Origin of the sequence: Candidatus Synechococcus calcipolaris G9 (genome assembly GCF_029582805.1) — a bacterium.
Taxonomy (GTDB): Bacteria; Cyanobacteriota; Cyanobacteriia; order Thermosynechococcales; family Thermosynechococcaceae; genus Synechococcus_F; species Synechococcus_F calcipolaris.
The window spans coordinates 214,296-236,601 of sequence record NZ_JAKKUT010000002.1; the positions used below are offsets into that span (position 1 = coordinate 214,296).

Annotated in this window: 21 protein-coding genes and 1 tRNA gene; 11 read left to right on the forward strand and 11 right to left on the reverse strand. The window is 48.1% G+C overall.

Going from position 1 to position 22,306, the window contains the following annotated elements; all coding sequences use genetic code 11:
* Positions 1 to 711: 711 nt before the first annotated feature.
* On the reverse strand, positions 712 to 1,491 hold the full coding sequence (cobA, locus tag L3556_RS03740) for a uroporphyrinogen-III C-methyltransferase (protein WP_277865968.1): 780 nt from the start codon (positions 1,489 to 1,491) through the stop codon (positions 712 to 714).
* Between the two features lie 177 nt (positions 1,492 to 1,668).
* On the opposite strand from cobA, the gene L3556_RS03745 reads away from it, so the two are divergent.
* On the forward strand, positions 1,669 to 2,265 hold the full coding sequence (locus tag L3556_RS03745; protein ID WP_277865969.1) for a Uma2 family endonuclease: 597 nt from the start codon (positions 1,669 to 1,671) through the stop codon (positions 2,263 to 2,265).
* 159 nt (positions 2,266 to 2,424) lie between these two features.
* Here L3556_RS03745 and L3556_RS03750 read toward each other — a convergent pair.
* The 6 genes from L3556_RS03750 to L3556_RS03775 form a co-directional block, all read right to left on the reverse strand.
* Positions 2,425 to 2,497: transfer RNA gene (locus L3556_RS03750), tRNA-Arg, on the reverse strand.
* A gap of 12 nt (positions 2,498 to 2,509) precedes the next feature.
* Positions 2,510 to 3,502, reverse strand: coding sequence for a hopanoid-associated sugar epimerase (gene hpnA / locus L3556_RS03755; RefSeq protein ID WP_277865970.1), 993 nt, complete (start codon positions 3,500 to 3,502; stop codon positions 2,510 to 2,512).
* A gap of 8 nt (positions 3,503 to 3,510) precedes the next feature.
* Entirely contained in the window at positions 3,511 to 4,224 is a 714-nt protein-coding gene (locus L3556_RS03760; protein ID WP_277865971.1) for an ABC transporter ATP-binding protein, read from the reverse strand.
* Between the two features lie 137 nt (positions 4,225 to 4,361).
* The gene (locus tag L3556_RS03765; RefSeq protein WP_277865972.1) at positions 4,362 to 5,936 is read right to left on the reverse strand and encodes a YcjF family protein; all 1,575 of its coding nucleotides are present in this window, start codon (positions 5,934 to 5,936) and stop codon (positions 4,362 to 4,364) included.
* Positions 5,937 to 5,977: 41 nt separating this feature from the next.
* Positions 5,978 to 6,376, reverse strand: a complete 399-nt coding sequence (locus tag L3556_RS03770; protein WP_277865973.1) for a hypothetical protein — start codon at positions 6,374 to 6,376, stop codon at positions 5,978 to 5,980.
* Between the two features lie 63 nt (positions 6,377 to 6,439).
* Complete coding sequence (locus L3556_RS03775; RefSeq protein ID WP_277865974.1) at positions 6,440 to 8,089, reverse strand: SulP family inorganic anion transporter; 1,650 nt, start codon at positions 8,087 to 8,089, stop codon at positions 6,440 to 6,442.
* A 269-nt stretch (positions 8,090 to 8,358) separates the two neighbouring features.
* Here L3556_RS03775 and L3556_RS03780 point away from each other — a divergent pair, with 269 nt between their 5' ends.
* Positions 8,359 to 8,571, forward strand: coding sequence for a hypothetical protein (locus tag L3556_RS03780; RefSeq protein ID WP_277865975.1), 213 nt, complete (start codon positions 8,359 to 8,361; stop codon positions 8,569 to 8,571).
* A gap of 337 nt (positions 8,572 to 8,908) precedes the next feature.
* Here L3556_RS03780 and L3556_RS03785 read toward each other — a convergent pair whose 3' ends face one another.
* The 3 genes from L3556_RS03785 to L3556_RS03795 form a co-directional block, all read right to left on the reverse strand.
* Positions 8,909 to 10,294, reverse strand: coding sequence for an N-6 DNA methylase (locus L3556_RS03785; protein ID WP_277865976.1), 1,386 nt, complete (start codon positions 10,292 to 10,294; stop codon positions 8,909 to 8,911).
* Positions 10,295 to 10,300: 6 nt separating this feature from the next.
* On the reverse strand, positions 10,301 to 10,954 hold the full coding sequence (locus tag L3556_RS03790; RefSeq protein ID WP_277865977.1) for a type II restriction-modification system restriction endonuclease: 654 nt from the start codon (positions 10,952 to 10,954) through the stop codon (positions 10,301 to 10,303).
* 144 nt (positions 10,955 to 11,098) lie between these two features.
* Positions 11,099 to 12,178 carry a class I SAM-dependent methyltransferase gene (locus L3556_RS03795; protein ID WP_277865978.1) on the reverse strand — a complete coding sequence of 360 codons (1,080 nt, stop codon included), beginning with the start codon at positions 12,176 to 12,178 and terminating at the stop codon, positions 11,099 to 11,101.
* Positions 12,179 to 12,369: 191 nt separating this feature from the next.
* Between L3556_RS03795 and mnmG the strand changes: the two genes are divergently transcribed.
* The 4 genes from mnmG to L3556_RS03815 all read left to right on the forward strand — a co-directional run bounded on the left by mnmG (position 12,370) and on the right by L3556_RS03815 (position 18,063).
* Positions 12,370 to 14,298 carry a tRNA uridine-5-carboxymethylaminomethyl(34) synthesis enzyme MnmG gene (mnmG, locus tag L3556_RS03800; RefSeq protein ID WP_277865979.1) on the forward strand — a complete coding sequence of 643 codons (1,929 nt, stop codon included), beginning with the start codon at positions 12,370 to 12,372 and terminating at the stop codon, positions 14,296 to 14,298.
* Complete coding sequence (locus L3556_RS03805; RefSeq protein WP_277865980.1) at positions 14,295 to 14,462, forward strand: hypothetical protein; 168 nt, start codon at positions 14,295 to 14,297, stop codon at positions 14,460 to 14,462. The genes mnmG and L3556_RS03805 overlap by 4 nt, the downstream gene beginning before the upstream one ends.
* 107 nt (positions 14,463 to 14,569) lie before the next feature.
* Positions 14,570 to 17,413 carry a two-partner secretion domain-containing protein gene (locus tag L3556_RS03810; protein WP_277865981.1) on the forward strand — a complete coding sequence of 948 codons (2,844 nt, stop codon included), beginning with the start codon at positions 14,570 to 14,572 and terminating at the stop codon, positions 17,411 to 17,413.
* 44 nt (positions 17,414 to 17,457) lie between these two features.
* Positions 17,458 to 18,063: a DUF3782 domain-containing protein gene (locus tag L3556_RS03815; protein WP_277865982.1), complete on the forward strand. Its 606-nt coding sequence runs from the start codon at positions 17,458 to 17,460 to the stop codon at positions 18,061 to 18,063.
* A 76-nt stretch (positions 18,064 to 18,139) separates the two neighbouring features.
* Here L3556_RS03815 and dnaA read toward each other — a convergent pair whose 3' ends face one another.
* Positions 18,140 to 19,537: a chromosomal replication initiator protein DnaA gene (gene dnaA / locus L3556_RS03820; protein ID WP_277865983.1), complete on the reverse strand. Its 1,398-nt coding sequence runs from the start codon at positions 19,535 to 19,537 to the stop codon at positions 18,140 to 18,142.
* A 144-nt stretch (positions 19,538 to 19,681) separates the two neighbouring features.
* Between dnaA and rpmH the strand changes: the two genes are divergently transcribed.
* Genes rpmH through L3556_RS03845 form a run of 5 tightly spaced genes read left to right on the forward strand, consistent with a single transcriptional unit; the run spans position 19,682 to position 22,303 of the window.
* Complete coding sequence (gene rpmH / locus L3556_RS03825; protein WP_277865984.1) at positions 19,682 to 19,819, forward strand: 50S ribosomal protein L34; 138 nt, start codon at positions 19,682 to 19,684, stop codon at positions 19,817 to 19,819.
* A 9-nt stretch (positions 19,820 to 19,828) separates the two neighbouring features.
* The gene (gene rnpA, locus L3556_RS03830; RefSeq protein WP_277865985.1) at positions 19,829 to 20,182 is read left to right on the forward strand and encodes a ribonuclease P protein component; all 354 of its coding nucleotides are present in this window, start codon (positions 19,829 to 19,831) and stop codon (positions 20,180 to 20,182) included.
* Positions 20,169 to 20,564 (forward strand): PH domain-containing protein, encoded by a 396-nt coding sequence (locus tag L3556_RS03835; RefSeq protein WP_277865986.1) that lies wholly within the window; start codon positions 20,169 to 20,171, stop codon positions 20,562 to 20,564. Before rnpA ends, L3556_RS03835 begins: the two co-directional genes overlap by 14 nt.
* A gap of 44 nt (positions 20,565 to 20,608) precedes the next feature.
* Complete coding sequence (gene yidC / locus L3556_RS03840) at positions 20,609 to 21,784, forward strand: membrane protein insertase YidC (RefSeq protein ID WP_277865987.1); 1,176 nt, start codon at positions 20,609 to 20,611, stop codon at positions 21,782 to 21,784.
* Positions 21,785 to 21,787: 3 nt separating this feature from the next.
* Positions 21,788 to 22,303, forward strand: coding sequence for a Jag family protein (locus L3556_RS03845; protein ID WP_277865988.1), 516 nt, complete (start codon positions 21,788 to 21,790; stop codon positions 22,301 to 22,303).
* Positions 22,304 to 22,306 lie beyond the last annotated feature (3 nt).

Consider the following 22,306-nt stretch of genomic DNA (forward strand, 5'->3'; position numbering starts at 1 on the left):
TTTTGATGGGCGATCGCTAAAACTTTGTCGCTTTGCTTAAGTCGACTTTGTTTCTTGGCTTGAAATAGAAATGCTTTTTGCTGCGTTGGATTAGGTGAAAATAATTGCTGGCAGCGTGGGATAGTGACAGATAAAACAGTAATACATGAGCAGATTGTGCAAGGGTGCAACAACAGGAAATCAAACGATGTCGAAAACATAAGAAGTACACAAGACAGGGTACGTTCATACTATGACGACTCAGGGTTTTTGTCAAGCTTAGGGCAAAGCATTCTATCAGCTTCTCGCCTGTCAAGCATCCATCACTGCTGGCATACATCTTGATAGCGTCTCGATTGTCCCATCAATTTATCGTTGAATGATTATTATTTTGATACTCTAATAATTTGATTCAAAAACCACCAGCCATTGCGCATCAAGTTTTTAATACTACGGCGTGAAAGTACTCTCGCACAGTTTCGCCATTCATCTTCCTCCTGAAGCGCTTTGTGTACTGAAAATACAACACTCTAGGATCGTCAGCTTTGAAACCTACAAAACTGAGATAATTAAGCTAAACTTGTTCTGTTTTAGCCTTGTCAGAAGGCTGCTGGTGGCTATTTTTTTGCAAGATCGGTTACTCGCACAGACTGATGGCAGACCCTAAGCGTTGAAAACTCGATTAATCGAGGTGCCCTTAAGTATAATTTATTACGCATAGTTACCTATTGCCTAACTGAGACCCATTTGATCTCCATAGTTTTGGGCAATCTCGCGAATATTTACGACCGTTCCAATCACAATCAGGGTAGGGGTTTCGATGGGGGTTGTTTCCAGGATCGCCGCCGCATTGGCCAACTGGGTGGTAACGATTTGCTGATGGATCGTGGTACCAGAGGTAATAAAGGCGAGGGGGGTTTGGGGATCTCGGCCGCCGGCTATAAGTTCTTGGCAAATATCCTTGATATTGTGCAGCCCCATATAAATGACAATGGTGTCTACAGCCTGGGCGATCGCCCGCCAATTCACGCGGGGTTGATAGCGGCCAATAGCTTCATGGCCCGTCACAAATAAAACCGAGGAACTGTAGTCTCGGTGGGTCAGGGGAATGTGAGCGTAGGCCGGGGCAGCAATACCACTAGTCACCCCAGGCACAATTTCCACGGGAATGCCTACCTGAACCAAGGCTAGAAATTCTTCACCGCCACGACCAAAGATAAAGGGATCTCCCCCCTTGAGACGGACAATCACCGCTTCCCCTTGGGCATAGTGCATGAGTAGCTGGGTAATTTCCGGTTGGTTTAGGGTATGATTCCCACGACGTTTGCCAACATGAACTTGCTTCGCCTGGGGATTAATTAAACCTAAAATTGCTGGACTAATGAGGGCATCGTAAAGAACCACATCAGCACATTCTAATAGGGTTTTTGCCCGCACCGTTAACAGACCCGGATCCCCGGGACCAGAACCAACTAAATAGACCTTTCCTAGATAAGTTGCGCGATCGCCCATGAATTTATGAGTACACAGTGTAAAGAGAATAATGAGAGAAGTAAAAGAATGATAGCATTGCTTTCCTTTGGGGATGCCTCTGAAGAACAATTCCCTATGCTTCGTCCCAATTTGGTGACTGAGTTGTTCCCCTAGGGCGATCGCATAGAATTATTTTAGGTTGCCCGATTTTGTACTATGATCGTCAGTCCTTCCGTCCACCTGCCGAAGACCTTGCGTGTCACCGACGAAGAGTTCCTGGAATTCGTCAAATCTAACCCTGACATCAGGTTCGAGCGCGCCGCTGTCGGCGAATTAATTGCTATGTCTCCTACTGGAAGCCAAAGTGGACATTATAATTCGGAGTTAAATGGCGATGTTGTCCTTTGGAATCGGCAGCAGCGACTGGGCAAAGTATTTGATTCCTCCACGGGTTTTCACTTACCGAATGGTGCGATTCGCTCCCCTGATGTGGCCTGGGTTGCTCAAGATCGCTGGGATGCCCTTGCCGTAGAGCAACAAAAAGGGTTTGCGCCCCTTTGTCCTGATTTTGTGATTGAGCTAGTCTCGGAAACCGATGATTTAGCAACGATTCAAGCCAAAATGCAGGAATACATCGAAAATGGCTGTCGGCTGGGTTGGTTAATTAACCCCAAAACTAGAACTGTTGAGATTTATCGATGTGGGGGTGGGGTTGAAATGGTTTCTTTTGATACTGCGATTTCTGGAGAAGACGTTTTACTGGGATTTCAACTGAATTTGCGGGTTTTGTTTTCTAAAGGGCACATCGAATAATCCTCAAAAGCATTGTGAATATGCGATCATGCTGGAGAATATTCCATGATTTCAAGCAGGCTATGGGACAAAAACGATCTTGGGACGTAGACGATCGCCCTGAAAAATGATCAGCAAAGTAGCTTAGAGTAGTTAATCACTAGCAAGAAAAAAGGGGAACGCGCCCGGATGGATTTGAACCATCGACCGATCGCTTAGAAGGCGAGTGCTCTATCCCCTGAGCTACGGGCGCACCGAGGGTTATTTAAGCATAGCCATGTTCCTGGAACCAATCAATGGCATCCTGGAGGGCTTGGTCAATGGGGCTTTGGGGTAAACCTAGTTCTTTTACGGCTTTACTGGCATCATAAAACATTTTTTGCCGTGCCATTTGTACCCCAGCAATGGGAACAGACGGCGGTTTACCCAGCTTGGTTAAGAGCATTTCGTCTATCCAGGCAACGGCAAGGGGAAGTTGGATCGGAATCGCTCCCCAAGGTCGGGGTAGGCCCGTTAGGGTGGCTAAACGATTTAGAATCTCCCCCAGGGTAAGGTTTTGATGGCCCAAAATATAGCGATCGCCCCTTTTGCCCTTTTCTAGGGCTAGGAGGTGGCCCATCACCACATCCCGCACATGGATCAGGTTCAATCCGGTTTCCACATAGACGGGCATTTGACCCCGCAAAAATTTCAAAATCATCTCACCCGTGGGGGTGGGTTTAGCATCCCAGGGGCCAATGGGGGTACTGGGATTGACAATGACAATATCCTGGCCCTGCTGCACGGCGTTGACCGCTTCCTGCTCGGCCCAATACTTAGATTTTTTGTAATCACCGATGAGTTTTTCGGGGGGACTTTGATAGGCCTCTGTCCCCGGCTGACCCGATGGATCCACGCCGATCGCCGCCACGGAACTGGTATAGACGGTGCGCTCTATTCCGGCTTGACGGGCCGCTGCCAGGATATTGCGTGTGCCTAAGACATTACTTTGGTGGAGAATATCCCGATCCCGTTGCCAAAGGCTGTAATGGGCCGCCACATGGAAGAGAACGGAACAGCCCTGCATCTGCTGTGCTAAATCGGCTGGGTTTACGTTTAAGTCCCCCGGAATCAGATCAATGCCGAGGGTGTGGAGATGGGGAACCCGATCTGGATTTCTTACCAGGGCCCTGATTTGATACCCTTTTTCCACCAGGAGATGGACTAAATTCGTGCCAACAAAGCCACTGGCTCCAGTGACAAAAGCAGAGACGGCCATGGATTAACTCAATGGGGCATTTCAATGGGACTATCGGTAATCATCCCATCTTCCAGATAGGTAATGCGATCGGCAATGTCGGCAATGCGGCGATCGTGGGTCACCATCAGCACCGTGCATCCTTTTTCCTTGGCTAAAAACTTCAAAATCTCAATGACTTGCCGACCACTATGGGAGTCTAGGGCCGCCGTAGGTTCATCGGCAAGAATCAGCTGGGGATCCCCCGCCAAGGCCCGGGCGATCGCCACCCGTTGTTTTTGGCCGCCGGAGAGGTCTTGGGGTAAGTAATCTAATCGATGGATCAGTCCCACCTGCTCCAAGAGTTGCCCCGCTTTTTGTTTGGCCTCATGGCCGCGAATTCCCTTGAGATTAAAGGTGGTTTCTACGTTTTCTAAGGCTGTTAGGGCCGGAAATAGGTTAAACCCTTGAAAAATAAAACCGATATGCTCTAAACGAAAACGAGCAAGGGCCCGCTTCGAGAGGGCAGTAATATTTTTACCAAGAAGATGAACTTGGCCACTGGTGGGGGTGAGAATCCCCGACAGGATGGATAATAGGGTGGTTTTCCCCGACCCCGATGGCCCCATCAATAGCTCGATGCTTCCCGCAGGGACAGATAGGTTGATATTTTGCAAAACGGGAACCATCTGTTGTCCTGCTCGAAAGTTCATGCCGACATCGGATGCGGCAATGACAATATTTTGATCGGGAGAAATAAACAAGGACGATGCAGATAAAAATTGCATGATCAGGGAGAGCTAGGGTGCTGGCTGGCGATCGCTGAGGTCATAATACCCTCCAATTTACGGTGGCAACAACCCCAAACCCATTTAATTTAGCAGGCCATACCTCAAATGTTCTAGGGGAGCCAATTTTCTTCTTCCCGTTCCCGGAGGTCTTCAAGGGGGCGGCTGAGTTGGGCAGGAATAACTTTACCAAGGCTTTCCGGTAGTTTGGCGATCGCTTCCTGGACAAAGGCTTTAATAAATTCATCCCGGCGATTCAGTTGAAACTGCTGTTGCACCACTTCCGTCATGCCCCCATCCCCCCAATCCTGGTTATGGCGAAAATATTCAATAAAACTTTTTCCGGCAATGCGGGTGAGGTAGGCTGCACTAATACTTTGGACAGCTTTGCCAATGACGATGCCCCCCAAACTGAGTTGCAGAGCCGCTGCGATCAAATCCACGGCTCCCTTGACAATACCGAGACTGGCGAGGGTTTTGCCCAGGGATAGGGCCAGATCCCGGCCGCGATCGCGGTTAAGTTCACAGCCATAGACCTTGCCAATTTCCACCACCATTTGGGCATTCACCGCAGCGGTGGCCAATAGATCTACTACCGGAATCGGCGTAACACAAATGACCCCGGCCCCAATCCACTGATACCGCTCTACGACCTTTTCCGCCTGCCGTCGCCGCTGTTGATCAATAATTTGCCTGGCTTCATCCCCTAGGCGTTGGGATTGGAGCAAAATATTATCGGCAATTAAATCATCTCCCTCATCCCGTAAAACCGCTGCCATCCGCCGAATCAGGGGCAAAATATGGGGTTGGGGATCAAGCCATTCCCCCGTTTCTAGGCGCAGGGGTTGGGGATGGGCGGCAATACCGATAACATCCGCCGCCGCAATAAGTCCCTTCACCCGCCAACGCAATTGTTTGAGGAGGGCCAGCTGATCCTCCTCCGGCAAGAGATCAATTTTGTTCAGCACCAAGAGCGATCGCTTCCCCATATCGACCAAGTTAACGAGGGGGGTATATTCAGACTGGCGCAGATCATTATCTAAAACAAATAGGAGGAGATCCGCCTCGGCGGCCAATTGGCGTGCCATTTGCTCCCGATAGGTTCCGGCAATGCCTGCCTCTAGGATGCCAGGGGTATCGGTCACTAGAATTTCCTGATCCATGTCCCCCAGCCAGAAGCTATAGGTTTCCCCCACATCCGTGGTTCCCATGGGGGCCCCCACCTCCCCCACCATCTCCCCTAGGAGGGCATTCACTAGGGAGGTTTTACCGGCGGAACCGGTCCCAAAAACAACCACCCGAAATTCTTGGCGGACAAAACTATCTTCTAATTCCCTAGCCCGAATCAATAGGGCTTGGCGAGCTACTTCATCTTCAATTTGACTCAGTTGCCGCCGCACCGCCCGCAGGGTTTCTTCCGCCGCCTCGGTTTTTTCCACGGGAACCCGCAGATGGGGCGATCGCCGCTTTTTTTTGCCCCCTTTACCAAAGAGAAAGAGGTAATAGAAAAAGGCATAGACCAGGCCCGCCAGCAGGGCAATCAACAGCAGCAGTAAAATATTGGCGAGCAGGGGCGTTGTAAAGGAGACCTGAATATAAAGCCAATGAAGGGAGTTCACTAGCCAGAGCATCAGGCCCAAGATAACGCCTAGACCAACTAGGAGTACAAACCAACGGCGGGGGGACATAGGTCACAACTAAGGGGGCAATGGCTCACTAAAGGGGCAAACTAAGGCAAGTATTTAGAAAGGCGACTAAGGCCAGGAATACGGAGCGATCGCCGTTGCCACACCCGTACCATGAGCCAAAGACTGACGACAAAATAACTGGAACTCCAGAGACTATTAATAACCAGAAAACCAGATTGGGTGATACCGAAGCCTTCACTAAACCCCGCCCCCCAATTCAGTAGCCCATACCCCAGAACCCAGGTCAATGCCAACGTAATGGCCAGACGACTCACAGCCCGTTGCCGGCGATCGCTGCTGCGTTGACTTAGATTCCAGAGGGATGGAATTAAACCAAAAATGGGCATCAAGTAAATAAATAACCAGAGCCGTTGTAATGTGGGATTTTCAAAGGCTTCCCGATCAATGGGATCAAAGGCCTCAGGGATGGGAGGTTCCATGGCGAATGGGGTGGGGTGGTACTATTCTACTCAACTTTTTCCATCCCCATTCTCCAAAGGTCACTACACTTCCGCAAGCAAAGAACCAAGTGCTCTTTCGAGGGACGTCTGGCGATCGCCCAGTTGATGACTTTCCGGAATGGTCTTGAGAATATCAAACCGGGCCAGGCGAGTTTGCACCGCAGCGGAGCCTCGAACTAAAAAGACCTCTACATGACGCTTGCGGGCTTCTTGGAGTAAGCTCTCAATGGCTAGGGTGGCGGTTACTCCCAATAAGGGCAGATCACTCAGATCAAGGATCAGGACTCGGTAATTTTGCATAATTACTTGCTGCTGGGAAATGGCCTTGGCAGCACCAAAACTCATCGGCCCTCCTAAATGGAGGAGCAACACTTGCCCCGATGCTTGCCGCAGGAGGGCCTTTTCCTCTGTTGATAGGGGTGTTTCATCGTCAGCGGCGGTAATGGCTTTGACTTTATCCGATTGAATATCCGCCAATCGTTTAATGGTGAGAATATTGGCAACAAATACCCCAACCCCGACGGCGACAATTAAATCCACAAATACCGTCAGCAGCATGACCCCATACATAATGGCGGCCGTCCGCAGGGATAGACGATGGGCCCGCTTCAAAAATTTCCAGTCAATAATATCTAAACCCACTTTCACTAAAATACCCGCCAATACCGCATGGGGAATGGGTTGGGTCAGAGGGGCTGCCCCCAATACAATCACAAGTAGAATTCCGGAATGAATCATCCCCGATAGCACCGTGCGGCCGCCCGCTTGAATATTGACCACCGTCCCCATGGTTGCCCCTGCCCCAGGTAATCCCCCAAAAACACCACAGATAATATTGCCAATTCCCTGGCCAATGAGTTCCTTATCGGAATCGTGCTGGGTTTGGGTAATACTATCGGCAATCACGGAGGTTAAGAGGGAATCAATACAGCCCAACATTCCCAACATCACCGCATCTAAAAGCATCACTTCGAGGCGATCGGCACTGAAGGTGGGAAACTGCAATTTGGGTAAACTGATGGGAATTTCGCCAATCCGCGCCAAGTCACTATCTCCAAAAACCACCAAGGAAATAATCGTCCCCAGGATTAGAGCAATCAATTGGGGTGGCAAAAAACGGCGCACCTTGCCAGGAACTAAAAAAATAACTGCCAGGGTCATGGAGGCGAGAATAATCGCTGCGGAATTGGCATTGGAAATATATTCAGGAAGATTAATAATTGCTCCCTTAATGCCTCCCCGATTAACCTGACCGAGAAAGGGGGCAATTTGCAGCAGTACCATAATTAGGCCAATCCCCGACATAAATCCAGAGATGACGGTGTAGGGCATGAGGGTAATAAATTTGCCCAGTTTACAGGCCCCAAAAATAATCTGAAACACCCCCGCCAACATCACCACCGTAAAGGCCATCGCCATTCCCTGTTCTGGGTCACTGGCCGTCATTCGTGCCAAGACAGCGGTCATCACCACCGTCATCGGCCCGGTGGGATTGGAAATCAGGGTGGGGGTTCCCCCAAATAAGGCCGCAAAAAAGCCCAGTAAAATTGCACAATACAGACCGGCGATCGCCCCCGCTCCCGATGCAACTCCAAAGGCAAGGGCCATGGGTAGAGCCACAATGGCTGCCGTTAGGCCGCCAAAGGCATCTCCAGTCAAATTACGAAAATGGATCGAATTGATTAATTTCATAAAACCACCTTGAGGCGGAACGTTTATTTTAATTGAAAAATTTCTATCCTGAGGAGCCAGATAATAGAACCAGATCAATGAGTCAACTTTAGCCAAAAAATGTATCATTTGAATCATTAGATATATCAAATGTCTTAATTGAAAATAAAAATTTTACTTATGTTTGAAAGGGTTTAGACCTGTAGCCATCGCATTGGGATTGCTATGATTTTTACGGTTTTTGTATAACCAGGGTATGCATAGATCGTAAATTAACAGTAAATATCACTATGAAAACTGCAATTTTGTTTCCAGACTCAATTTTTGAAAAAGCAGAAACCTTGGCTCAGGAGTTAGGATTGTCGCGCAGTGAGCTTTATACAAAAGCGTTACAAGCCTATTTGAAAAGATACGACCGTAATCAAGTTCTGTATAAGCTAAAACAAGTTTACTCAAAAGAGTCATCTGATTTAGATCTAGTAATGGCAAGGATACAGTTGTAGGTCTCTGCCCCATGAGGACTGTTAATGCATCGGTTCATTGCAAAATTATTTGCAGACAGAAGTAGATGAGGGTTTACGAATGATCTTGTATCTCTAATGGTGAAGTTGTGCGGCGACAGACAACCCTGAACTCTAACCGATAACCTCTGGTTTGTCCGCACCAAAGCAGTATTAAGTGTCTATCGATCTTGATAGCGCGATGCTTGCTCTGCTAATCCCAACTCTAGCTGTCCGCTAGGGTTAACTCGCACAACTTCAGCTAATTCCATGTACTTCTCCAAGAAACCTATTTCTTTAGCAATAGCTTTTAGGGAGAGCCTTCTTAGAATAGCTATAGTTATTGGTCTTTTTTCATCCCAAAAATCATAGATTCAAGAAATTCGAGGGATGGCTTGGAATTAAGAAGACTCAATATAAAATTGGCTTCATTCTCCGTGTCAAAGGACAAAAAATTAACAGTATCATCTAGCATGACTGGTTTATTATCAATGGGCTTGACAAGCCAGAAATTCAACCTCTTATAAAATCCAGATATAGCAATCTTCCACTTCTTAAATGAATATTCTCCTACGCCAAATATAGAATAGGGAGGCTTGTCTTTGTATATCGAACTTTTTCTACGACTTAATAGAACATCATGTTCAAGTAGATACTGCCAAGTATTAAGTGCTTTATCTTTGATAATACTTGTATCGCTGCCTATTGTTTTTTGCGTAACTAAGACAAATTTTCGACAGGTATTAATCCTACCATTTCCAATATCCGAACTTTTCAAAAGAGGATATAGATAATCTGTTTCAAGTGAATATTTTTGATGCATTCCATTTTGAAATAGCCCATTTTCAACTTGCTCTAGTTCCATTACTTTAGAACAATCATGTTTAATTCCAGAACGCCAAGTATATCTCATATCTTGGCCTAATAAATGCTTCCATTTTTCGTATTTTGCTGTGTCTTTGAGGATAAAACCATCTCTTTCACCAATAAGATACAGTATCTGATCTGATATTAGGTCTTTATAAACAACGCAGTCAGAATTGGTATGAGAATTAGTAGATAAGATAAAGAAGCAAGCCTCTACTGAAGCTCCAAAGAAAGCTTTTGCATCAATTAGGTAAATGGAAGCAGAGAATCTATTACCTGATCTTTTTCTTATTTGCCTAAAGACTTTACGTGCTACTGAATACTTGCACAGGAGAGCTATAGTTCCTTCTCTTTTTGTGAGCCATTCAGCATGTTTCAGTAGCATCCATTCTGAAATATCAAAATTACCTGAACCTGTTATAGCATCAATGCCTCGACGATTCTGAAAATTTGACTTTGAAGGCAAGTTTTTGCTGTTGAGAATGCTTAGTTCGCTGCTTGTAACCCAAGGAGGATTCCCAATGACTAAGATATAACCTGAAAAATTAGCAAGAAAGAAATCCCAATCAATGCCGAAAAAATCTTCTGTTAGAACAGTTACATTTTCTGAATTTGGATATTTTGACAAGGTTTCTTTTGCTTTCTCAACATATTTCTCATTAATATCAAAACCTATAATCTTAGAGCACTCAAACTCACTTAGAGATGCTCTAAGAAAAGCTCCTTTTCCACAAGTTGGCTCTATTACTAGATCGGGAGAGATGCCGTGTTTTTTTCTAAGCAGTCTAGTCGCACATTTTGCAAGTTCATTAGGTGTCTGGAAATCACCGAACTGCCATTTATCTAATGACTTCACCATTTTCGATTATTGAACTCTAACTATTCCTGAAACATTACCTGCCTGTTGAATAACACGTCCGTATTGCAACCTCCACTGAAGAGCATTAGATATCGTTAGATAGCCTTGATTCGGAGGTGATTCTAGTATTCTATCAGCCAATTGGTTTGCTCCTATCTCATCAACTGGTAAGTTTCTGTCTTCCAAAAAGGCAAGGATGTCATCTTTATTCCCATCACGATTTAAAATATCTAAGATGCCTCTGGTTGTTTGAAAATCTGCTGTTCTACTCTTGTCTATAAATATAGTGTGCTGCATATCCAATCTTCCAGTTCTGTTATCAGGGTCATCGTATTTGTCGTAGACAAAAACCAGAAGATGATATCCAAGTCCAAAGACTTTTTGGGTGGCAGACTTGAAAGGGCATGAAGATTGAGGCTGCTTTACACTAGTCACCTTTATATCAACTTCAAGATCAGGGAGATCAATACCTGAAGCTGAATTTCCGGGCTGGTAATTATAGTTTTCAGCCAAGTATGCTGTGAACTTTTGTTCAAGATAGGTTCCAACAGCCTTTCCGTCAGTTACTCCGTAAAGCTTGGGTTCATCGTATATGGACTCTATCTCAGCAAACTGCTCTGCTTCAGCACACAGTTGTTTGATGCTTAGTGTTGGTTTCATCCTTTCTGTCAAGCGGAGATATCATCAATAGTACATCGGCTTAGCAAAAATAGGAGAAAGAGTGCCTTACAGAAATGACCCCCTTCAGAGAGAGTGTGCGTTGAATGTGGACACCTAACTTTGTTTCTCTGATGTTACAAACTCTTACGGTTTACGAACGATCCAATACTTACTCATAAAATGGTATTCTACGCCTAAAAGTTCAAATCCGTCATCCGTCAGGCGTTGGCTAATATCATCTTCGATGTAATTTCGATAAAACGGCTCATGGTAGAGGTTAGCAAAGTTATCCATCATCACCCGCTGTCCCGGAAAATCTGCTACCTGAATGGAGTCACAAAGAATGAACATACCGCCAGGCTGAAGAACTCGATAGGCTTCGGCAATAACCTGTTGGCGCACGGGCGCAGGAAGTTCATGGAATAGAAATATACAGGTCAAAATATCAAAATGATTTTCCACATAGGGAAGGTCTTCGGCCCGGCCCTGCACTAATTGGGGAAGCACACCGGCTTCTTGGATCAGGAGTGTATTAGCCTTGCGAAGATAGCTCTCTGATAAATCTAAGCCAAACAGGGATGCGGTGGGAAAGGCGGCCTGCAATTGCTTTAATGTCCGTCCCGTGCCACAGGCAATATCCAGGATTCGCGGGGATGGGGAATTCCTTTGAACATGATCCACTAGGGGAGCTAATATCCGCCGCCGCATGGCATCCGCTGTACCACCAAAGAGAATTTCCACCTGCATATCGTACAGATTGGCGGAGGTCTCACTCAAATAGCCATCGGTCTGGTAGTGAAAATTTTGCCGATAGTATTGGGGATAGTTCTCCAAGTTAATGGCGGCATCAAATTCCTGAAACATATTGGCATTGGCCCGTTGCCACATCTTGGAAGAGTCCAGCCAGAGGCTGGGATAAAATTGCAAAAACTCTGTCCAAGGAGCATCAAACAGTAAATCTATGGGGTAAATTCCCCGTTCGGCACCCTGCCAATCCGTTTCCAGCAGGGCATTGTAGCGTTCTTGTACCCAGGCTAAAACCTCTGGGGATAGGGGTTGGGTTCGTTTTTGGGTGGGTGGAAATAGGCCCAGAAAAATGTGGGTACTCAGGGCCTTATGGGCGATCGCAAAAAAATGTTTACCGCGTTGAACTGTTTCGTAGGCGTGGTGGGTTATATCCGTTAGGTTGACGTTTAAGGACTCTAAGCTAGGTGTAAGCTGCATAACTCTTCATGAAACTTTACATTTGTTCTTAATCTTTACTATACATCCATCGACCCGGCGATCGCCCTCATTCTTAGCCCTAGGGAATTTTGCTTACCTTCCTCTAGCCGATAATGGAAGGAGATGCTGTTTTTTCCAGAGATTGTCCCCCACCCATGGCTGATTCGTCTAATTCTGTGTTGAATTCCGTCGTGTCGAAACCTTCGTTACCCCATTTTCAAGATGAGTTTGAAGTGGTGGTGGTGGGAGCGGGTCATGCCGGTTGTGAAGCGGCCCTGGCCTCGGCCCGGTTAGGCTGCCGTACCCTTTTGCTCACCCTGAATCTGGATAAAATTGCCTGGCAACCCTGTAATCCGGCGGTGGGTGGCCCTGCCAAATCCCAATTAGTCCATGAAGTGGATGCCCTAGGGGGAGAAATCGGCCGCATTAGCGATCGCACCTATCTGCAAAAACGCCTGTTGAATAACTCACGGGGGCCTGCCGTCTGGGCATTACGGGCCCAAACCGATAAACGGGAATATGCCGCCGTCACTAAACACATCATTGAAAACCAAGCCAACCTTTGGGTACGGGAAGCAATGGTGACAGACCTGATTTTAGATCACCATAGTGGGGTGATTGGGGTTGAAACCTACTTCGGGGTTGCCTTTGGCTGTCGGGCGGTGGTTCTGACTACGGGCACGTTTTTGGGGGGGCGAATTTGGGTGGGCAATAAATCCATGGCAGCGGGGCGGGCGGGTGAATTTGCTGCCGAGGGTTTAACCCAAACCTTACAGCATTTAGGCTTTGAAACCGGCCGCTTAAAAACAGGCACACCGGCCCGGGTGGATCGGAGATCGGTAGACTACGGCAAAATGGAGCCTCAACCACCGGATCCAACTATTCGCTGGTTTAGCTTTGATCCCCAGGCCTGGATTGAGCGGGAGCAGATGAACTGCTATCTTACCCGGACTACGGCCGCAACCCATGCCCTCATTCGTGAAAATCTACACCTAACCCCGGTGTATGGGGGATGGGTGGATGCCAAGGGGCCCCGCTACTGTCCCAGTATTGAAGATAAAATTGTCCGCTTTGCCGATAAAGAAAGCCATCAGATCTTCATTGAACCGGAAGGGCGAGACATTCCCGAACTCTATATTCAAGGATTTTCGACGGGATTGCCGGAAAATTTGCAACTCGCGGTGTTGCGAACTTTACCTGGATTAGAGCAATGTATTATGCTGCGCCCCGCCTACGCGGTGGAGTACGACTATTTACCGGCAACCCAGTGCTATCCAACACTGATGACCAAGAAGATCGCAGGGTTATTTTGTGCCGGACAAATTAATGGCACCACGGGCTATGAAGAGGCCGCCGCCCAGGGCATTGTCGCTGGCATTAATGGGGCCCACTTTGCCCAGGGCAAGGAGATGATCACATTTGCGCGGGAGCAGAGTTACATCGGCACCCTGATTGATGATCTTTGCACAAAGGAATTGCGAGAACCCTATCGGATGCTGACCAGTCGCTCGGAATATCGACTTGTGTTGCGATCGGATAATGCGGATCAACGCCTTACCCCTTTGGGACGAGAGATTGGCCTAATTTGCGATCGCCGCTGGCAGATTTTTCAAAGAAAACAGGCTCAAATTGCCGCCGAAGCCCAACGACTCGACACCACCCGGGTTAAGGAACAAGAAACCCTTGGCCGCGCCATTGCCCAAGATACCCAGCAAGCCATTAAGGGTGCAATCACGTTAGCTGATTTATTGCGGCGATCGGGGTTTCACTATCGCGATCTTGAACGTTATCACCTGGGCAATTCAACCCTAGGAACCCTGGAAAAGGAAGCGGTGGAAATTGCCATCAAATATGCCGGTTATATCGATCGCCAACAACGCCAAATTGATCAAGTGTCTCGTCAAAGCCAGCGATCGCTACCGATGGATTTAGACTATAACCAAATTGAAACCCTCTCCATGGAAGCGCGGGAAAAACTCAGTCAGGTGCGCCCCTTAACCTTGGGACAGGCGGGTCGCATTGGGGGGGTAAACCCAGCAGATATTAATGCCCTTTTAGTATATTTAGAGGTTAATCAAAACCATGGTGGCAACCACCGCCCATTTTTTGGGAGGGAATGATGCGCGAATCGGTCATTTATCAAGACATTCTCCAAGAAGGGGAACGCAAAAGACTTGATCAAGGATTTCAACGTGGACGACAAGAAGAAACCCTTGGGGATGCTCTGCCAGATTTCAGTGAACTGAACAATTTAGGGCAGTGGTTTCAGGCGTTAAATGATTAAGATATAAATATAAATTTAAAGAGAAATAACGAATTTTTAGAGGACTCAGGGGCGATCTCTAAAAGTTAGCTACATTATTAGATATTCCCGTTGCTTAGCCTAAGAAAATGCTCGAAATAATCCGTCAATTGTCCCCTTCTATTGCCTTGTTGGGTTACCTTCTTCCCTCCCCTGCTCTCGCCCAGATTACGCCAGCAGTGGGGGGCACAGGTACAACTGTTACCGTAAATGGTCAGCAGTTTGACATTGGCGGTGGTGCGTTTTCCAGGGATGGCAAAAATTTATTTCACCTTTTTAAGCAATTTGGTCTAAGTGATGGGCAGATTGCCAACTTTTTATCCAATTCCAAGGTTCAAAATATCCTGGCGGGCGTGAATGGTGGCGATGTCAGCTATATCAATGGCTTAATCCAGGTAACGGGAGGCAATAGCAACCTCTATTTGCTCAATCCTGCGGGAATTGTTTTCGGGCCCAATGCCCAGTTAAACGTACCAGCAGCGTTCCATGCCTCCACCGCCCAACGGGTGCATTTTGACGGCGGTATTTTTGACATTAATGGGTTTAATGACTACGCCAACCTAGTGGGAAACCCCACCGGATTTGAGTTTTTAAGTACAGGAATTATTATTAATGAAGGGAATTTAGCCGTTGGCCCAGGGCAGAATTTAACGTTGATGGGTCATCAGGTGTTCAATACAGGAACCCTATCGGCTCCAGGGGGAACCATTACAATTCAGGCGATTCCCGAGACAGGCATGGTGCGGATTTCCCAGGAGGGGATGATCCTTAGCTTAGAGATTCCAGCGGATCGGATCCCCGAAGATGGGGTGATTGAAGCGGTAGATTTACCCCGATTGATTACGGGGGGAGAAGATCGTCCACGGGTGAATAGCGTGGTACATAATCCCGATGGCTCGATTAGCTTGGTGCATGACCCCAGTAAGGTGAATGTGTCCGTTGAAGGAGCAACGGCGGTTGCCAGTGGCACGATAGATGTGTCGAATCCTGAGGGGATGGGCGGACAGATCAATGTCCTCGGTCAAAATGTGGCGATGCTTAATGCCCAACTCAATGCCTCTGGAGGTGTAGGGGGCGGCACGATCTTGGGAGGTGGTGACTATCTGGGAGGAACAGCAGGTACAGGTCGCCTGGATAGTAGTTTCAATGCCCAGCACCTGTTTGTGGACAATAACACTGTGATGACAGCGGATGCGGTAACTCAAGGCAATGGCGGCACAGTGATTAATTGGGCAGATAACAGCACCGTCTTTAATGGCACGATTATGGCCCGGGGTGGGGCATTAGGGGGTAATGGCGGCTTTGTCGAAACCTCTGGGAAAAATCTGCTGCAAGTTGGAGAAACCGCCCAAGTGAATGCAGGTGCAATATCTGGGGAAAATGGCACTTGGCTCCTAGACCCACTCAATATCAATATTGCGCCTACGGGTGGCACAGTTACACCAGGATCGATTGAAACCAGCTTAAATAATGGTACTAGTGTTGTTTTGACAACGAATCAGCCGGGGTCAGAGGCAGGTGATATTACCCTCACCACTAGTATTAATCAAACCGGAGGGGGAACGGCATCTTTAACGCTAACTGGGCGACAGTTTCTCCGGTCTGGAGTAGCAACTATTTCCATGACGAGTACAGGTGGGTTGACCTTTAACCTGAATTTTGTCAATCCAGAGTCTTCTCCTGAAACATCGAATATTCAGAATGCCCATGATGCCATTGGTACAGTCGCTGGAACCCGGACAATTAATTTAGGAGCCGGAACCTATCAAGGGGCAACGCTAACGATTGATCGAAATGTAACGATTAACGGGCAAGAAGCAGCAAGTACCATTCTTAGTGGGCAAAATACTCGTCGGGTGGTCAATATTACAGGGGGTATGGTTAATCTGAGCAATCTGGCTATTACAGGAGGGAAGGCTAGTGCCTTCAACAGCACTGGCGGCGGGATTGTGAATGCTGGTACGCTCACCGTGACCAACAGCACCATCAGTAGCAATACGGTTGATGGCTTCAACAGCACTGGCGGCGGGATTGCCAATATTAGTACGCTCACCGTGACCAACAGCACCATTAGTGGCAATACGGTTGATGGCTTCAACGCCTATGGCGGCGGGATTGCTAATACTGGTACGCTTACCGTGACCAACAGCACCATCAGTGGCAATACGCTTAATGGCTTCAACATGAATGGCGGCGGGATTGACAATACTGGTACGCTTACCGTGACCAACAGCATTATTAGTGGTAACACTGCACCCACCGGCCCTGAAATTAGTAACACTAACACTCTAAAATTTACCGACAATAACCTTATTGGGCAAAACAACACTCTGGGCATTAATGGCGCGATCTCCAGTGGCACAGAAAACGTTAATTACTTTGCTCCTTCAATTCCAACTAGTCAAATTATTGGCCCCCTCGCTGACAATGGCGGCCCCACCCAAACCCATGCCCTCTTACCGGACAGTCCAGCCTTAGCGGTCGGTGATCCTAGCCAAACAGGTTTGCCAGCCACAGATCAGCGGGGTTTACCTCGCCTCAGGGAAGGCTTGCTCGATTTAGGGGCATTTCAATTTCAATGTCAGGATTTGGGAGTTTGTCCCACTCCTCCTAGTGATCCCCCTACACCTACAACAACTCCAGCCACTAGTCCTGTAGTGCAACCCCCTGCACCGCCAGTCGTCACACCTGTCACATCAAGCGCGCCCCAACCCCCCGCGCCCCCAGTGACACCGCCACCACCAACCATCTTTGTCTTTGTGCCTGCACCCGTAGAGTTGAAATTTCCCCAAGAGCTACTAACCATTTTGCAAGGTCAGGAGCAACCCCAACTTCCCCTAGAGCAAAGCCTGTGTCAATTAGTAGAGGGAGGGGCAGTCCTAGAGATTGATGGTGTGCCCGTAGAGTCTGCCCTAGCGGCGGAGTGCAGTTAGGTATCCTAGAGATAGCCAAGCCATAAAAACCTAGGGTCAAAACCATGGCAACCACTGCCGATGATGTATGGCGTTTATTGGGTGAACTCGCCGAAGCCCAAAAAGAAACCGAACGACGATTTCAAGAAACCGAGCGGCTTCTCAAGGAGCAGTCCCAGGAAACCGAGCGACTTCTCAAGGAGCAATCCCGAAAGACCGATCGCCAAATCCAGCAAGTGAACAAACAAATTGGTGACTTAGGCAACCGCCTCGGCGAATTTGTCGAATGGCAAGTCCGTCCCGCTGCTGTCCGTCTCTTTCGAGAACGGGGAATTGATGTCCATGAACTCCACGCCGATATTTCTGTTAACCGACCGGAAGGAGCCATTGAAATTGACCTACTTGTGGTGAACGAGACCGATGTGATTTTGATTGAAGTCAAAAGTAAACTCAGTCAAACTGATGTGGATGAACATTTAGAGCGGTTAGCCAAATTCAAAGACCTGATGCCTCGTTACCGTCAAATGAATGCAATGGCCGCCGTTGCCGCCATGGTAATTCCCGCCGATGTTGCCCGCTATGCTTATCACCAGGGGTTATTTGTCCTAGCCCAGTCCGGTGATAGCATTGTTATTCTCAATAATGATAAATTTAAGCCAAAAACCTGGTAGGGTGACCTTGTCTCAATTATGGACTATTTAGATATAGACTATTTAGAAGAAAAGTCCCGTTAAGTATAATTTATTTCTAATTATCCGATGGGCGACTAGCTAAATTGATGCGATCGCTCAGTTGCCGTAGTAACGCACCCATTTCCGGATCTGTACGTTGGAGTTCTGCCACTTTGTCACAACTATACATGACGGTTGTATGGTCCTTACCACCAAATTCTTCACCAATTTTAGGTAAGCTCAGTCCCGTATATTGACGCATTAAGTACATTCCCAATTGACGGGCGACACTAATTTCTCGACGACGGGAGTTTCCCTTCAGATCACTAATGGGGATATTCATAGCTTGGGAGACCACATCGAGAATGATCTCCGGTGAGGTTTCAATTTTTCGAGTGGCTGGATTTAGGACGGGAGAAATGTTTTCTACGGTCATGGGCAAACCAGAGATAGAAATATAAGCTACGGCTCGAATTAAGGCTCCTTCCAATTCACGGATGTTAGAGGTATAGCTGGCGGCAATGTATTCAATCACTTGCCGTGGCAGGCGAATATTTTCGTATTCCGCTTTTTTTTGGAGAATGGCCATGCGGGTTTCTAAATCGGGGGGTTGAATATCTGCAATTAAGCCCATGGAAAAACGGGAACAGAGCCTCTCCTGTAAGCGGGGAATTTGACTGGGGGGGCGATCGCTGGCCAATACAACCTGCTTCCCGGCTTCGTGGAGGGTATTAAAGGTATGGAAAAACTCTTCCTGGGTATATTCCTTGCCCTCAATAAACTGAATGTCATCGACTAAAATCACATCTACCGCTCGGTAATGCTCCCGAAAGGCCTGCATACTGTCTTTGCGAATGGCCGCAATTAAATCGTTGGTAAACTGCTCCGTAGAGACATAGAAAATTTTGGCATTGGCATCGTTCTCTAGGCGGTAATGACCGATCGCCTGCATGAGATGGGTTTTCCCCAACCCGACCCCACCACAGAGAAACAAGGGATTAAATTCCCGCCCTGGGGATTCGGCCACGGCTAAACAGGCTGCATGGGCCATGCGATTGTTGGGGCCTACCACGTAGCGGGAAAAGACATACTTGGGGTTGAGGTCACTGATACTGCGTTGCCGTTGAGGAGGAGTTCCCTGGCTAAGGTTGGGACCATGGCTACCACTATTGCCATTTTCGGGGCTAATGAGTTCCAGATTCAGGCTGGCATCGGGTTCCATCCCCTGGGCGATCGCCAACTGAATGTCAATGGGATGGCCAAGGATATCGTGGGCAACATCAGCAATTGTCTTGACATAGTATTTCTGCAACCAATTCCGGGCAAAGGGATTGGGGGTACAGATTGTTAGCATCTGCCCGTTAAAGGATTCAACCGTAGCGGTCTTGATCCACGTTTCAAAGGTGGGTCGGCTCAAAAGTAATTGTAACCGCTCTAAAATATCCTTCCATAGATCCGCAGCACTGATATCCACTCAAAACCTCAGCCCATAGCCAAAAGAAAACGGCCACCCCCAACAAAATGACTTGCAGGTTTCCCTGGAGGTGATATGATTGTAGATCGCTCCCAGGAATATTGCCCCTGTGAGGGTTGTTAGTAAGATAAAGATTATACAGCCATGACTCAACGCACATTCGGCGGCACTGTTCGCAAACGTAAACGCACTTCCGGCTTTCGCGCAAGAATGCGGACAAAAACTGGTCAACAAGTCATTAAAGCACGGCGGCGTAAAGGGCGATCGCGGCTTGCTGTCTAATGTGACCTAGTGTTACCTGCCCAGCATCGACTCCGCCATCGTCGGGACTTTGCTAGAGTCTATCAGCAGGGGACGAGTTTCCATAGTCCGTGGCTTGTCCTTTGGGTTTGCCCGCAGACGGTTGGGACAGAAACCCGCATTGGCATTGTTGTTGGCTCTAAAGTCAGTAAAAAAGCCGTCCAACGCAACCGCATTAAGCGGCAGTTGAGGGTACTGTGTCGGCAGCTTTTACCCCTTCTAGTTTCTGGCTGGGATGTGGTTCTTGTGGCCCGGGCGGCGGCCGTGGGTCAACAGAGTGGGCAATTTCTGCCAGAATTAAAGCAGTTAGTGGCTAGAGCAGGACTTTTCCATGCCAGGAATTAAAGAAGACATTTACTATGAAGGCGGGCCCCACTGGGGTGATTTAATGATTAATATTCTTTTGGGCTTTACCGTCATTTGCCTACCCCTCACCGTGGGGGCAATTGTCCGTGCCCTGTGGCTGCGGTATCGGATCACCAATCGGCGCATTACCGTCATTGGCGGTTGGATGGGCCGCGATCGCTCCGATGTGGTCTATACGGAAGTCGCCAAGGTGGTCACAGTTCCCCGAGGTTGGGGTTCCTATGGCGATATGGTTGTCACCCTCAAGGATGGTAATCGCCTAGAAATGCGTGCTGTTCCCAACTTCCGTGACATCTATGCCTTCATTGCCGAAAAGCTGACTCCCCAAGCCCAAAGCGTCAGTGGTGCTATCGGCAGTTAAGATAGTTCTGTAATTGCTCTTTAACCGCAGGTGCGTGCGACCCCATGGATTTTGGTATTGGATTTCTTTCTAACAACGTCATGCTGCCAATCCTGGATTTTTTCTACGGGATTGTGCCTAGTTATGGCTTGGCGATCGTGGCATTAACCCTCGTCATTCGTTTTGCTGTGTATCCCCTCAGTGCTGGATCAATTCGCAATATGCGGCGGATGAAGGTGGTACAGCCCCTCATGCAGGAGCGGATGAAAGAAATTCAGGAACGGTACAAAGACAACCCGACGGAACAACAAAAGGCGATGTCGGAGGTCTACAAGGAGTTTGGGAATCCCTTGGCGGGCTGCTTTCCCCTACTGCTTCAGTTACCGATTCTGTTTGCCCTATTTGCCACCCTGCGGGGATCACCCTTTGCCAATGTCAATTACCAAGTAAACCTGCAAATTGTGCCATCGGAGCAAGTCACGGAAGTACAGCCCTTTTCCAGTAAGCCCCAAAATATCTATGTTGCCGAGGGCATCCACTATCCGGTACAAGCGGTGCTCCCCAGTGGAACCAAACTGGGGGTTGGCCAGGACGTGAATCTCGATTTTCAAACAAAGGAAGGAAAGCCCTTTACAGAACTGCTCAAGAGCTATCCAGAGACCCAGATTCAGCCCTCCTGGCAAATTACTCGCGGCCAAGAGCGGGTAACGCTGGATGAAACGGGTCATTTAGTGGCTATGCAGCCGGGTGATGTGACGATTCAGGGAACGATTCCCGGCATGGCGGCGGAGAAGGGCTTTTTGTTTATTTCCGCCCTAGGGCGAGTTGGTGCGGTGGACAATGAGTTAGTCACCACATTGCCGGGGGGGGGACGGCAAATTAATTGGGGGGGGATTCACTGGGACATTTTGGCGATGATTTTAACCTTTGGGGTTAGTCTCTACGTGAACCAGCTACTATCCGGCCAAGGGGCAGCGGCCAATTCCCAACAAAAGACGATGAATCAACTCACGCCAATTATTTTTTCGGGGATGTTTCTTTTCTTCCCCCTGCCGGCGGGAGTGCTACTCTATATGCTGATTGCCAACATTTTCCAAACGGTGCAGACGTTTATTTTGCAGCGGGAGCCACTGCCGGAAAATCTACAAAAGCTCCTAGATGAAAAGGAAAAAGCCGAGGCGGTGAAAAATCGCAGTTCCTTACCCTTTGAATCCAAAACCAAACGTAAACCTTCGAGTTGACCCATGACCGATGAACCCATAGAGCAGGGCCGTTCTTGGCTGGAGCATACCCTTGGTTTGGCTGGTTTTCGAGCATCTGTGGCCATCACCCCTTCTCCCCTAGAGGGAGTTGTGGATGGTTGTTGGTTAGAAATTGATCAGCACAGCTTGAGTCCTCAGCAAATTACCCATTTATTGGACGCGAAGGGCCAGGCCTTGGATGCCCTCCAATATTTGCTCAATGCCACGGTAAATTTGGGCCGACCTCGGGAAGAACAAACCGCCTTCACCCTAGAATTAGCGGGCTATCGTCGCGATCGCTATCAGCAGTTACAGGAGATTGCCGAGGATGTGGCCCACCAGGTGCAGGAAACGGGGGAAGAGGTAGAAATTCAAGGACTATCTGCGGCAGAACGGCGGGTCGTGCATACCCTGATTAAAACCCATGGCAATGTAAAAACCTTTAGTCGTGGTGAAGAACCCGATCGCCGCCTTGTGGTTCATCTCCAGGAAGAAGACGAGCCTCTAGAAGAAGGCTAACCC